Here is a 12,822-nt window from a genome sequence, read left to right on the forward strand (position 1 = left end):
GAGCGCGGCTCTCGCACTCGCCGCCTGCCCCGGCAGATAATATCAGATCGTCCGCGGCGAAATCAGGGTGCCGTCGCGGCCGGCCCCACCGGTGGTCTTGCAGAGATCGCCTTCGAGCCGCAGCCTGCCGCTTGCAAGCAGACGCAGCGCCTCGGGATAGATGCGATGCTCGATGCCGAGAATGCGCTGCGACAGCGTCTCCGGCGTATCGTCATCGGCCACCTCGACCGCGCCCTGCATGATGATCGGGCCGGCGTCGGTTTCCGGAATCACGAAGTGCACGGTCGCGCCCGAGAGCCTCACGCCGGCCTTGAGCGCCTGACCGTGCGGATCGAGGCCCGGGAAGGACGGCAGCAGCGAGGGATGGATGTTGAGCATCTTGCCGTACCAGCGCTGCACAAATTCCGCGGTGAACAGGCGCATGAAGCCGCCGAGGCAGATCAGTTCGACCTTATGTTCGTCCAGCGCCCGCTGCAGGACCGCTTCGAAACCGACGCGATCCTTGCCGAAAGGCTTGCTCTCGATGACCACAGTCGGAATGCCGCTCGCAACCGCCCTTCCGAGCCCCGGCGCATCGGCCCGGTTGGAGATGACGGCGACGATCTCGGCCGGAAAGTCCGCAGCCTTCGCCGCATCGATCAGCGCGGCCATGTTCGATCCGCGCCCGGAGATCAGGATGGCGACACGGCGCTTCATGGGGCGAGGTCGAGATGGCCGTTATAGACCACGCGATGTTCGCCCGTCGCCGGGATCACTTCGCCGAGCAAGGCGACGGTCTCGCCGCTTTCGGTGAGAATCTCCGTCACCCTCTCGACCGCATCCGGCTTGACGATCGCGATCATGCCGATGCCGCAGTTGAAGGTGCGCAGCAATTCGAGTTCGGCGATGCCGCCCTGCGCGGCCAGCCATTTGAACACCGGCAGCACTGGCAACCGCGCCAGGTCGATGCCGACGCCGAGATGCTTCGGCAGCACGCGCGGGATGTTGTCGGTGAAGCCGCCGCCGGTGATATGGGCGAGACCCTTGATCGCCCCGGTTTCGCGAATCGCGCGCAGGCAGGATTTCACATAGAGCCGCGTCGGCGCCAGCAGCGCGCCGCCCAGCGTCATGACTGGCGAGAACGGCGCCGGCGCATCGAAGCCGAGGCCGGAATTTTCCACGATCTTGCGGACCAGCGAAAAGCCGTTGGAATGGACGCCCGACGAGGCCAATCCGATCACGGCGTCGCCCACGGCGATGTCAGCGCTCGGCAGCAGCGTGCCGCGCTCGGCGGCCCCGACCGCAAAACCGGCGAGGTCGTAATCGCCGTCCTTGTAGAGGCCCGGCATCTCCGCGGTCTCGCCGCCGATCAGGGCACAGCCTGATTCCCGGCAACCCTCGGCGACACCGGCCACGATGGCCGCCGCGGCCTCGGGGTCGAGCTTGCCGCAGGCAAAATAGTCGAGGAAGAACAGCGGTTCCGCGCCCTGCACCACGAGGTCATTGACCGACATCGCCACCAGGTCGATGCCGATGCCGCCATGCAGCCCGGTCTCGATCGCGATCTTGACCTTGGTCCCGACGCCGTCGGTCGCCGCCACCAGCACCGGATCCTTGAAACCGGCCGCCTTGAGGTCGAACAGGCCGCCGAATCCGCCGATTTCGGCGTCGGCGCCGGCCCGGGCGGTGGCGCGCACCATCGGCTTGATGAGGTCGACCAAGCGGTTGCCTGCGTCGATATCGACCCCCGAATCCGCGTAAGTCAGCCCGTTTTTGCGGTCGTTCATGCCCAAATTCCAGTATGATGACCGCTGGTTACGAGGAATTCAGCGATCCTGCAATGGCTCGCAAGCGCTTGGCGCATATACTATGTAGATAAGAGCCGGCTGAACCCGCCAGGGGCCGGATCTAAGGCCGGGAGCCGGGAAGCGACCGAGTTGAGTATTCCGAATATCATTACGCTGGGGCGCATCATTCTGGTGCCCGTCATCGTCTGGGCGATCGTATCCAGCCAGATGGAAATCGCGTTTGCGATCTTCGTCGTTGCTGGCGTCAGCGACGCCGTCGACGGCTTTCTCGCCAAGCGCTTCAACATGTCGAGCGAGCTCGGCGCCCTGCTCGACCCGCTCGCCGACAAGGCGCTCCTGGTTTCGATCTTCGTGGCGCTCGGCATCTGGGGCGCGGTTCCGCGCTGGCTCGTCATCCTGGTGGTGTCGCGCGACATCATGATCGTCACGGCGGTCATCGTGTCTTGGCTGTTCGACAAGCCGATCCCGATGAAACCCCTGATGGTGTCGAAGCTCAACACGGTGGCGCAGGTAGCGTTCGCTGCACTGGTGCTGGCCTCGCTCGGCTTCAATTTCAAGCCGGCGCCATACGACGTGATCCTGATGGGATTCGTAACGGTCTTTACGCTGGTATCGGTCTCGCTCTATCTCGTCGAGTGGGTGCGGCACATGAGCACGATCGAAGCGCGCTAGCTCTGGACACCCAGGAACTGCTGGAGTTCGGGAGTCGCAGGCTCCGCAAAGATCTTGTCGGGCGGCCCTATCTCATGGACACGCCCCTGGTGCATGAAGACCACGCGATTGCAGACGTCGCGGGCGAATTTCATCTCATGGGTAACCATCACCAGCGTCATGCCGTCAGCGGCAAGCCCACGGACGACGGCAAGCACTTCGGACACGAGTTCCGGATCGAGGGCCGAGGTGATCTCGTCGCAAAGAAGGGCGATCGGCTGCATGGCGAGCGCTCGGGCGATCGCCGTGCGCTGCTGCTGACCGCCCGAAAGCTGGTCAGGATAGGCGTCGAACTTCTCGGCCAGGCCGACCCGATCGAGCATCGCCCGCGCGATGCGCTCGGCCTCGCCCTTCGGCGTCTTCTTCACAACCGTCTGGGAAAGCATCACATTGGCGCCAGCGGTCAGGTGCGGAAACAAATTGAACTGCTGAAAGATCATGCCGACTTTCAGCCGCAGCTGCCTCAGATGAGCCTCGTCGGGGCGAAGCTGCGCGCCGGCAACCGTGATCGAACCCGCGTCGATGCTCTCCAGGCCATTGATGCACCGAAGCAGGGTCGACTTGCCGGAGCCGCTCTTGCCGATGACGGCGACAACCTCGCCGGGCTCGATCGCAATAGTGATGCCCTTCAGGACTTCGTTCGTGCCGAAGCTCTTGCGGACCTCATTGATTTCGATGAGCGACATTGAGCCTCCTCTCGAGCGACTGGCTCGCCTTCGACAGGGGCCAGCACATGGCGAAATAGATCAGCGCGACGATGCCGTAGACGGTGAAGGGTTCGAAGGTTGCGTTGGTGACCTCGGTGCCTGCCTTCGACAATTCGACGAAACCGATGATCGAGGTCACCGCCGTGCCCTTGATGACCTGCACCAGGAACCCGACGGTCGGCGGTATGGCGACCCGCAGCGCCTGCGGCAGGATCACATGACGCATCTGCTGGACGTAGCCCATGGCCAGGCTGGACGATGCCTCCCATTGGCCGCGGGCGATGGACTCGACGCAACCGCGCCAGATCTCGGTCAGGAAGGCGGCCGTCCAGAGCGTGAGCGCCGCGCCGGCGGCGACCCAGGCCGGCACGTCGATGCCGAAGAGGCCGAGACCGAAGAAGGCGAGGAACAACTGCATCAGAAGCGGCGTGCCCTGGAACAGCTCGACGTAGTATTTCACGAAATTCCTCAGCAGCCGTCGCTTGCCGATGCGCAAGAACAGCAAGATGGCTCCGAGTACGCCGCCGCCGACGAACGCGGCCAACGACAGGACGACGGTCCAGCGGGTGGCAAGCAGGAGGTTTCGGACAATGTCCCAGATGGTGAAGTCGCTCATCGCGCAACCGTCCTGGGAAAGATTATCCGGCCAAGCCTCGCCAGCACCCAGCGCAGCAGGATCGCCAGCACGAGGTAGAGGACCGTCGAGAAGAAATAGGCCTCGAAGGCGCGAAAGGTGCGCGACTGGATGAAGTTCGTCGCGAAACTCAGATCCTGGGCGGCAATCTGCGAGACGACGGCTGAGCCCAGCATCACGATGATCACCTGCGATGAGAGCGCCGGCCAGATCCGCTGCAGCGCGGGGACGAGGACCACATGCCGGAAGGTCTCGAAGGGTGTCATGGCCAGGCTCGCCCCGGCCTCGAACTGACCCTTTGGCGTGGCCTGAATTCCGGCGCGGATGATTTCGCAGCTATAGGCGCCGAGGTTTACGACCATGGCCAGATTGGCGGCCTCGAGCTCGCTGAGGCGCAGACCGAGCGGTGGCAGGCCGAAATAGATGAAGAAGAGCTGGATCAGAAACGGCGTGTTGCGAATGAGTTCGACATAGGCCGTCACGGGCGGCTTCAGCCAAGCCGGGCCCAGCGCGCGCACCCAGGCGCAGCAGATGCCGACCGCGATCCCGACCACGGCGGCGACGACGATCAGCTCGATGGTGATCGCGATGCCATGCAGGATCTGCGGGTAATAGACCAGCAGCCAGCCGAAATCGAAATTATAGGTCATGGACGGCCTCTACGGGCGGCCGGGCCGGAGTTGCAGCCCGGCCCGGTCATCTGCGGTCAGAGGTTCTTGTCCAGCGGCTGATGCAGCCACTTTTCCGAGATGGCATTCAGAGCGCCGCTCTTCTTGGCTTCGGCGATGATCTCGTTGATCTTGGCCATTAGCGCCGGTTCGTTCTTGTTCATGCCGACATAGCAGGGCGAATCCTTGATCAGGAACTTCAGCTCGGGCTTGCGCGGCGGATTCTTGTCGAGAATCGCGGCCGCGACGACATTGCCGGTGACAACAGCGACGACCTGACCCGACAGGAAGGCGGAGATGTTGCCGTTGTTGTCCTCATACCGCTTGATCGTTACGCCTTCGGGCACGAGCTTGCTCAGCTCCAGGTCCTCGATCGATCCGCGGGTCACGCCGACGACCTTTCCGGACAGATCGGCAACCGTTGCGATCGCCACGTCTTTCGGCGCGAAGACGCCGCTGAAATAGGGAGCGTAGGCAATGGAGAAGTCGATCACCGCGGCGCGCTCGGGGTTCTTGCCCAGGCTCGAGATGACCAGATCAACCTTGTTGGTCTGCAGATAGGCTACGCGATTGGCGCTGGTCACAGGCACCATCGAAAGCTTCACACCCAGTTTCTCCGCGACGAGCGTCGCCACGTCGATGTCGTAGCCACGGGGCTTCATGTCGGGGCCGACACTGCCGAACGGCGGAAAGTCCTGAGGGACCGCAATCCGGATCGTCTTGCTCGACGTGATGTCCGCGAGCGCGTCGGCGATGGCCGAGGAGACCGGAAAGGCCGAGGCGAGCGCGGCGCTGCCGACGGCGACAAGCGCCGTAATGAATTGCCTCTTGTGCACTGGTCATTCCTTTCCAAAATGGTGTTTCGCTGAGGACAGGCAAAAGCTGCGCCAGGGCGCCACCCGGATCCGAACGACCATTGTTCGGCGGCGCGCGGGGATGTCGTCCCGACATCCCGAAAAGCCGGCGGGCCAATGTCGCTGGCCCTGGTCCGGACGATATGACGGACGGACACGGCGTAACGCGCCGGCCCCCGTGGGCCTCGCGGCCACAGTCCCATTCATCCCCGTTCTCCTCTGGTCCGACCGGTTTTTCCGGCGTTCTTCTGTTCCCGCCGATTACGATACAAAAATTTCAGATTGTCAATCTACCGATACTTATGTTTTAGTTTTGCCCACGAATGAGGCACATTATGACGGATGAGAAACGCAAACCGCGCATGCTCGAAAAGCGTATCCACGGCCTGTATGATGATCTTCCGGGCAGCGAGCGGGCTCTCGCCGATCTGATCCTGGAATTCCCCGGCGACCTGCTGGTCTACTCGGCGACCGAACTGTCGGAGCGCGGCGGCGTGTCGAAGGCGGCCGTTACCCGCTTCGTCCAGCGTCTCGGCTACCAGGACTATCGCGAGATGCAGCGCGAGGTGCGCGAGGCGCAGGAGGCCGGAGAGCCCATCTACCTCAATACCGGGCTGCTGGGGTCAACGGTCGACCGCGCCCGTCTGCAACAGCATCTCGAGCGCGACGTCGCCAATCTGCGTCAGACCCTTGAGGCCGTGAACCCGGACGATCTCCGCGAGGTCGTTCGCCGCTGCCTGGCGGCCCGTCGGGTCTGGGTGTTGGGCTTTCGCAACAGCTATTTCTTCGCAGCCTATATTCGCCGGCAGTTGATACAGGTCCGCTCCGACGTGACGCTCGTGCCCGCGGCTGGGCAAGTCCTGATGGAAGATCTGGGCAGCATGACGCCGGAGGATCTGATGATCGCCGTCGGACTGCGGCGCCGAACGCCCACGCTCGGGAGGGCGATGCAGATCGTCCGCGACCTGGGCGTGCCGATCGCCTACATCACCGATCGCGTGGCGGTCACCACCCCGAAGCTGGCTACGTGGACCTTCCCTTGCCAGGTGCGCGGCGTATCGCTGTTCGATTCCTATGTCGGGGTGATGAGCCTTGCCAACTACCTCTGTACCGAAATCGTTTCGGCAGCGGGGGAGCGCGGGCGCGAGCAGCTCAACCGCATCGAGGATCTCATGGGCCTGATGGGAGAGATCGACCCCAGCAATTGACACTGCTGCGGCGTCAGTTCCGGTATTCAAGGGAAGTGCAATGCTGATCGACGAAATCGAACTCTTTCACGTGGCGATGCCGCTCAAGGAGCCGTGGCGAACAGCCTTTGGCGAGGAGACTGCGATCGACACGGTTCTGGTCCGGCTGAGGGCGGAGGGCGAAGAAGGCTGGGGCGAGACGGCCCCTTACCGCCTGCCGCAGTTTTCGCCGGAATGGGCCTCCGGCGCTTTCGCGCTGCTGCGCGACGCGATGGCGCCGGCGCTGCTGGGCAAGCGCGTCGACAGTGCCGAAGATCTGCAAAGGGAACTGGCGCCGCTGAAGGGCAACCAGTTCGCCAAGGCCGGACTCGACACGGCCTGGTGGGACCTCGCCGCGAAGATCGCCGGCAAGCCGCTCTGGAAGATGATCGGCGGAAGCGGGCCGGATGCGATTGTCGGCGCCGACATATCGGTGATGGACAGCATCGACGAACTCGTCGCCGCTGTCGGCAAGGCTCAGCAGGACGGCTTTCAGCGGACGAAGCTGAAATTCCGCCGCGGATGGGGGCTGGACATGGTCGCTCGCGTCCGCGAAGCCTTCCCCGAGGCGGTTTTGCATGTCGATTGCAACAGCGGGTTCACCCTGGACGATATCGCCATGTTTCGCGAACTCGATCGGTTCGGCCTCGCAATGATCGAGCAGCCCCTCGCCTACGACGACCTCATCGACCACGCGCGTCTGCAGTCGGAATTGAAGACGCCGATTTGCCTGGATGAGAGCATCACGTCGCTCGACCGGGCCCGAAAGGCGATCGACATCGGCGCTTGCGGCTGGATCAACATCAAGCCGGGGCGCGTCGGCGGCCTGACCAACGCGATCGCCATTCATGATCATTGCGCAGCCCGTAACGTTCCATGCTGGATCGGCGGCATGCTCGAATCCGCTGTCGGACAGGGACCGGCGCTCGCGCTGTCGACGCTGCCTAACGTCAAGTATCCCTGCGACGTCTTCCCGACCGAACGGCTCTATGAAACGGATCTTTCCGAGCCGGAGATTGTCCTGAGCGGGCCGTCGCGCATCACGGCATCGCAACAGCCCGGCCACGGCTTTCGGCCCAATCCAGGACGCCTGAAGCGCGCCACGCGCGAATACGCTGCGGTTGCCGCGAGGACGACCTGATGGGTGGATGAAGTGACGGAAATTCTTGTCGTGCATACCGGGGGCACCATCGGCATGGTCCCCGGGCCGGATGGGCTGGCGCCGGCGGCGGGCGTGGTCGAGCGGGCCGTGGGTGCATTGGCGCCGGCAGGCGTGCATGTGACGGTGCGGGCCTTCGACCCGCTGATAGACGGCGCCGAGATCAGCCCCGAACACTGGAACCGCATCATCGACCTCGTCGTCGGATTCAGCGGCGCGGGCGTTGTTATCACCCATGGCACCGACACGATGGCCTACACAGGGGCGGCCCTCGCCCGGGCGCTGGCGGGGATCGCGATCCCTGTGGTCCTTTGCGGCGCGATGAAGCCACTCAACACGGGTGGCGATGCCGAGGGCAACCTGCGGCAGGCGCTCGAAGTCGCGCATCGCGGGGAAGCCGGGGTCTGGCTCGCCTTCGCCGGCAGGCTTCTGCCCGCGGCCGGGCTGGTGAAGCATCACTCGCAGCGACCTGACTCCTTCCGCTCGATGCCGCAGCCGCGGCAGCCCGATCCTTATCGCCCGCGCCGCTTCGGCGCGGCGCGGATTGCGATCCTGACGCTTTCACCCGGGATGCCCGTTCCGGCGCTCGCCGCCATGCTCGACGAACTCGACGGGGCGGTTCTCAGGATCTACGGGACAGGAACGGCCACGAGCGACCCTGCGTTGGAAACGGTTCTGGCGAACGCGGTGCGGCGTGGCTGCCGCATCCGCGCCGTCAGCCAATGCGAGGCAGGCGGCCTCTCGCCCGGTACCTATTCAGCCGGTGCGGCGCTCTGGCGGGCGGGAGTCGAGAACGGCGGAAGCGAGACGCCGGAAGCCGCTCTCGCCCGGTTATGGATCGAAATGCCAGGCTGAGCCGATGCCGGAGATGATCGGCGGCAGCTTGGGTAAATAGCGGCCGGGCGAAAGCACAGGAATCATCTCTTGTTGATGCGTTTTCTTCCCGCGAGCCGGTAGCCATTTCGCTCGAAAACGCTATGAAGGCTGCAATATCCCGGCCTGGAGACTTGCGTGGCAGTTCGCGTTCAACCTCGTCAGCTTGCGTTCTCGCTGCCGCATGCGGAGAGCCTGACCCGCGACAATTTCCTGGAAGGGCCTGCCAATGAAGCTGCGCTATCGCTGATCGAAAGCTGGCCGGATTGGCCGAACCGCGTGATGGTGCTGATGGGACCGGAGGGCTCCGGCAAGAGCCATCTCGCCGCAATCTGGGCCGAACAGGCCGGCGCGCGCTCGATATCGGCGCATGCGCTTGACCCCGCTTCCGTCCCGGGCGCGCTCACGACCGGGGCATTGGTGCTCGAAGATCTGAAGCCGTCCGACTTCGATGAGCGCGCGATGTTTCACCTCCTGAACCTGGCGCGCGAAGACGGGGCTTTCGTCCTGATCACGGCTCGCGTTCCGCCGGCTTCGTTCGAGATCGAATTGCGCGATCTCCGGTCGCGGCTGCGCGCAGCACCCGCCGTGTCGCTGTTGCCGCCCGACGACCTCCTGTTTCGCGGCCTGATCGTCAAGTTCTGCGCGGATCGCCAATTGAGCATCGACGAGACGGTCGTGAGCTATCTCGCCACCCGGATCGAGCGCTCCTATGCCGCCGCCCGCCGGGCCGTCGAGCTGCTGGACATCGAGGCGCTGCGGCTCGGCCGTCCCGTGACCCGGGCACTGGCCGTGGAACTGCTGCGCAACGCCTGACCCGCCCCGCATGCTGCGTCCTGTCCCCTTGACGGCGGCTTTGGGCGGAACATCAATGTCATTGAAACGTCATCGGAATATCACATGGTTTGGGCGGCGTTCGCCTAACAATGCCGGGCGCTCCCTCCCGAGATGGATCCAAGCCTCATGGAATCGGCACAAGTTATTGATATTAAAGAAAAAGAACCGATTGCCGAAGCACCTTCCGCGATTGCCACCAGTCCCGAGCGGTTCATAAACCGCGAGCTTTCCTGGTTGCATTTCAACCGCCGTGTGCTCGAGGAATCGGTCAATCCCGGCCATCCCGTGCTGGAACGGGTGCGGTTCCTGTCGATTTCCGCCAATAACCTTGATGAGTTCTTCATGGTCCGCGTCGCCGGTATCAAGGCACAGGTCCGCGAAGGCATCGCCGAACGCAGTCCCGATGGGCTGACGCCGTCCGAGCAACTCGCCCTCATCAACAAGACGGTTTCGGAACTCGCTTCCGACCAGCAGGCGATCTGGCGCGATCTGCGCGCCACGTTGTCGGATGCCGGCATCACGCTGGTCGACGGCCACGACTTCACCAAGGCGGAGCGCGGCTGGCTCGAGGACCACTTCCTCCGCAACATCTTCCCGCTGCTGACGCCGCTGGCGATCGATCCGGCGCACCCCTTCCCGTTCATCCCGAGCCTGGGCTTCACCATCGCGCTGCAATTGTCGCGGATTGCCGACGGCAAGGCGATGAACGCGCTGATCCGCATGCCCGGCAAGATCGACCGCTTCATCCGCATGCCCGCGACCGGCGATGGCGCCGTGCACCTCATCCCGCTGGAGCAGGCCACCGGCCTGTTCATCGGCCGCCTGTTTCCCGGCTATACCGTCAAAGGCCAGGGCGCCTTCCGCATCATCCGCGACTCCGAACTCGAAATCGAGGAAGAGGCCGAAGATCTCGTTCGACTGTTCGAGACTGCGCTGAAGCGGCGGCGGCGCGGGTCGGTGATCCGGCTGGAGATGGAAGCCAAGATGCCGGAAGCGCTGTGCGCCTTCGTGCGGCAGGCGCTTGCGGCGGCGGATGACGAGGTGTTTCTGGTCGACGGCGTGCTGGCGATGAACGAGCTCTCGCAGCTCACGCGGCTCGACCGGCCCGACCTCGAATTCACGCCCTATGTGCCACGGCATCCCGAGCGGGTGCGCGACCATGGCGGCGACATCTTCGCCGCGATCCGGCAAAAGGACCTGATCGTCCATCACCCCTACGAATCCTTCGACGTCGTCGTGCAGTTCCTGCAGCAGGCGGCGCGCGATCCCGATGTCGTCGCCATCAAGCAGACGCTCTATCGCACCTCGAACAATTCCCCGATCGTGCGCGCGCTTGCCGAGGCTGCGGAAGCCGGCAAATCGGTGACCGCGCTGATCGAGCTGAAGGCGCGGTTCGACGAGGAAGCCAACATCCGCTGGGCGCGCGACCTCGAACGCGCCGGCGTGCAAGTCGTGTACGGCTTCCTCGAACTGAAGACGCACGCCAAATTGTCGATGGTGGTGCGGCGCGAGGGCGGTAACCTCACGACCTATGTGCACACCGGCACCGGCAATTATCACCCGGTCACCGCGCGCATCTACACCGACCTCTCCTACTTCACCTCGGACCCGATTATCGGCCGCGATGCGGCGCGGGTGTTCAACTACATCACCGGATATGCCGAGCCGAGCGACATCGAGCGGATGGCGGTCTCCCCGCTGACGCTGCGCAAGCGCATCATCGAGCACATCAAGGGCGAGACCAATCACGCCAGGCACGGCAAACCAGCCGCGATCTGGATGAAGATGAACTCGCTCGTCGACCCCGATATCATCGACGCGCTGTACGAGGCCTCGCAGGCCGGCGTGTCGATCGAACTGGTGGTGCGCGGCATCTGCTGCCTGCGGCCGGGACTGCCCGGGCTATCGGACAATATCCGCGTCAAATCCGTGATCGGCCGCTTCCTGGAGCACGGCCGAATCTACTGCTTTGGTATGGGTCAGGGCCTGCCCGGCCCGAAGGCGGCTGTGTATATCTCGTCCGCCGACATGATGCCGAGGAACCTCGACCGCCGTGTCGAGGTGCTCTGTCCACTGCAAAATCCCACGGTACATCAGCAGGTTCTCGAACAGATCATGGTCGCGAACCTGAAGGATACCGAGCAGAGCTGGCAATTGTTGCCCGACGGGTCCTCAACGCGTATGAAGGCCGCGAAAGGCGAAGAGCCGTTCAACCTGCACAATTACTTCATGACGAATCCGAGCCTGTCTGGTCGTGGAAAGTCTCTCAAGGAATCTTCGCCGCGCCGGCTCACGCGCCGTAACGAGCGCCAACCATCGTCATAAGGGGCCGCGGCTGTGAAGCGGCCGCGAAAGCGCGCTTCCAGCGTCGCCGTCATCGACATCGGTTCGAACTCGGTTCGTCTCGTCGTCTATGAGACGATGGCGCGCAGCCTCGTCACCATCTTCAACGAGAAGGCGCTGTGCGGACTCGGTCGCGAGGTGCAGAGCACCGGCTTGATGGCCGAGGATGCCGTCACCAAGGCGCTGACGGCGCTCAGGCGATTCCGGGCGCTGTGCCGCATCCAGCAGGTGGGACGCGTCTTCGCCATTGCCACCGCCGCCTGCCGCGACGCCAAGAACGGTCCTGATTTCATCGCCAAGGCCGAGCGCATCTGCGGCACGCCGATCCAAATCCTGTCGGGCCCGCGCGAAGCAAAACTGTCCGCGCTCGGCGTCGTCTCCGGCATCCACAATCCCAACGGCATCGTCGGCGATCTCGGCGGTGGCTCGCTCGAACTGATCGACGTGCAGAAAAGCCGGGTTCACGGCGGTGTCACCCTGCCGCTGGGCAGCCTCGCGCTGCAGGATCTCTCGGACAAATCCTTGAAGCGCGCCGAACGCATCGTGCGCGACGATCTGTCCGGTGTCGCCCAGCTCAAGGCCGCCCGCGGCCGCACCTTCTATGCCGTCGGCGGCACCTGGCGTGCGCTGGCGCGCATCCACATCGTCCAGAGTGGCTATCCGCTGCGCGTGATGCACGGCTATTCGATACCAGCCGCCGACGCGCTCGATTTTGCCCGGCGCCTGCGCCGGCTGGCGGCTGCCAACATGCTCGCCGACATCGAAGTGGTCGCAGACGCGCGGCGTCCGCTGCTGACCTATGCAGCGCTGGTGCTCGAATACATCATCCACGTCGGCCGTCCGAAGGAGATCGTGTTCTCGACCTTCGGCGTCCGCGAGGGCCTGCTCTACGAAATGCTGCCGCCGCAGGAGCGCGCCAAGGACGGTTTTATCTGCGCCGCGCAAACGCTCAACGGACTATTGTCGCGGTCGGCACGCCATGCCGAGGAACTGGTCGCCTGGACCGATCGGCTGGGGCGGGGG

At 64.1% G+C, this 12,822-nt stretch carries 13 protein-coding genes; 7 read left to right on the top strand and 6 right to left on the bottom strand.

Annotated features, from left to right (window positions below):
• Window positions 1-42: 42 nt before the first annotated feature.
• Complete coding sequence (gene purN, locus CQ12_RS35825; RefSeq protein ID WP_057839969.1) at window positions 43-696, bottom strand: phosphoribosylglycinamide formyltransferase; 654 nt, start codon at window positions 694-696, stop codon at window positions 43-45.
• Window positions 693-1,766 (bottom strand): phosphoribosylformylglycinamidine cyclo-ligase, encoded by a 1,074-nt coding sequence (purM, locus tag CQ12_RS35830; protein ID WP_057839970.1) that lies wholly within the window; start codon window positions 1,764-1,766, stop codon window positions 693-695. Before purM ends, purN begins: the two co-directional genes overlap by 4 nt.
• 150 nt (window positions 1,767-1,916) lie before the next feature.
• Between purM and CQ12_RS35835 the strand changes: the two genes are divergently transcribed.
• Window positions 1,917-2,459 (top strand): CDP-alcohol phosphatidyltransferase family protein, encoded by a 543-nt coding sequence (locus CQ12_RS35835; RefSeq protein ID WP_057839971.1) that lies wholly within the window; start codon window positions 1,917-1,919, stop codon window positions 2,457-2,459.
• On the opposite strand, the gene CQ12_RS35840 is transcribed toward CQ12_RS35835, so the two are convergent.
• From CQ12_RS35840 to CQ12_RS35855, 4 genes are read right to left on the bottom strand one after another with little or no spacing between them, the layout of a single operon-like run.
• Window positions 2,456-3,184: an amino acid ABC transporter ATP-binding protein gene (locus tag CQ12_RS35840; protein WP_057839972.1), complete on the bottom strand. Its 729-nt coding sequence runs from the start codon at window positions 3,182-3,184 to the stop codon at window positions 2,456-2,458. The genes CQ12_RS35835 and CQ12_RS35840 overlap by 4 nt on opposite strands.
• A complete protein-coding gene (locus CQ12_RS35845) occupies window positions 3,162-3,821 on the bottom strand; it encodes an amino acid ABC transporter permease (protein ID WP_057839973.1) in 660 nt (219 codons plus the stop codon). The genes CQ12_RS35840 and CQ12_RS35845 overlap by 23 nt, the downstream gene beginning before the upstream one ends.
• Window positions 3,818-4,489, bottom strand: a complete 672-nt coding sequence (locus CQ12_RS35850; protein WP_057839974.1) for an amino acid ABC transporter permease — start codon at window positions 4,487-4,489, stop codon at window positions 3,818-3,820. Before CQ12_RS35850 ends, CQ12_RS35845 begins: the two co-directional genes overlap by 4 nt.
• Before the next feature lie 56 nt (window positions 4,490-4,545).
• The gene (locus tag CQ12_RS35855; RefSeq protein WP_057839975.1) at window positions 4,546-5,343 is read right to left on the bottom strand and encodes a transporter substrate-binding domain-containing protein; all 798 of its coding nucleotides are present in this window, start codon (window positions 5,341-5,343) and stop codon (window positions 4,546-4,548) included.
• 353 nt (window positions 5,344-5,696) lie between these two features.
• Here CQ12_RS35855 and CQ12_RS35860 point away from each other — a divergent pair, with 353 nt between their 5' ends.
• The 6 genes from CQ12_RS35860 to ppx all read left to right on the top strand — a co-directional run.
• Window positions 5,697-6,569 carry a MurR/RpiR family transcriptional regulator gene (locus CQ12_RS35860; protein ID WP_057839976.1) on the top strand — a complete coding sequence of 291 codons (873 nt, stop codon included), beginning with the start codon at window positions 5,697-5,699 and terminating at the stop codon, window positions 6,567-6,569.
• 40 nt (window positions 6,570-6,609) lie between these two features.
• Window positions 6,610-7,728 carry an o-succinylbenzoate synthase gene (gene menC / locus CQ12_RS35865; RefSeq protein ID WP_057839977.1) on the top strand — a complete coding sequence of 373 codons (1,119 nt, stop codon included), beginning with the start codon at window positions 6,610-6,612 and terminating at the stop codon, window positions 7,726-7,728.
• 3 nt (window positions 7,729-7,731) lie between these two features.
• Complete coding sequence (locus CQ12_RS35870) at window positions 7,732-8,601, top strand: asparaginase domain-containing protein (RefSeq protein WP_245310303.1); 870 nt, start codon at window positions 7,732-7,734, stop codon at window positions 8,599-8,601.
• Between the two features lie 156 nt (window positions 8,602-8,757).
• Window positions 8,758-9,435, top strand: coding sequence for a P-loop NTPase family protein (locus tag CQ12_RS35875; RefSeq protein WP_057839978.1), 678 nt, complete (start codon window positions 8,758-8,760; stop codon window positions 9,433-9,435).
• Window positions 9,436-9,582: 147 nt separating this feature from the next.
• Window positions 9,583-11,781, top strand: coding sequence for an RNA degradosome polyphosphate kinase (locus tag CQ12_RS35880; protein ID WP_057840058.1), 2,199 nt, complete (start codon window positions 9,583-9,585; stop codon window positions 11,779-11,781).
• Window positions 11,782-11,793: 12 nt separating this feature from the next.
• Window positions 11,794-12,822, top strand: a 1,029-nt coding sequence (ppx, locus tag CQ12_RS35885; RefSeq protein ID WP_245310304.1) for an exopolyphosphatase, incomplete at its 3' end; no start/stop codon positions are given.

The sequence above is a fragment of the Bradyrhizobium jicamae genome, from assembly GCF_001440395.1.
Classification (GTDB): domain Bacteria; phylum Pseudomonadota; class Alphaproteobacteria; order Rhizobiales; family Xanthobacteraceae; genus Bradyrhizobium; species Bradyrhizobium jicamae.

Excerpts from the sequence above, each read along its gene's own strand:
- menC (WP_057839977.1), top strand. The coding sequence starts at position 6,610 with ATGCTGATCGACGAAATCGAACTCTTTCACGTGGCGATGCCGCTCAAG.
- CQ12_RS35840 (WP_057839972.1), bottom strand. The coding sequence starts at position 3,184 with ATGTCGCTCATCGAAATCAATGAGGTCCGCAAGAGCTTCGGCACGAAC.
- purM (WP_057839970.1), bottom strand. The coding sequence starts at position 1,766 with ATGAACGACCGCAAAAACGGGCTGACTTACGCGGATTCGGGGGTCGAT.
- CQ12_RS35850 (WP_057839974.1), bottom strand. The coding sequence starts at position 4,489 with ATGACCTATAATTTCGATTTCGGCTGGCTGCTGGTCTATTACCCGCAG.
- CQ12_RS35880 (WP_057840058.1), top strand. The coding sequence starts at position 9,583 with ATGGAATCGGCACAAGTTATTGATATTAAAGAAAAAGAACCGATTGCC.
- CQ12_RS35860 (WP_057839976.1), top strand. The coding sequence starts at position 5,697 with ATGACGGATGAGAAACGCAAACCGCGCATGCTCGAAAAGCGTATCCAC.
- purN (WP_057839969.1), bottom strand. The coding sequence starts at position 696 with ATGAAGCGCCGTGTCGCCATCCTGATCTCCGGGCGCGGATCGAACATG.
- CQ12_RS35845 (WP_057839973.1), bottom strand. The coding sequence starts at position 3,821 with ATGAGCGACTTCACCATCTGGGACATTGTCCGAAACCTCCTGCTTGCC.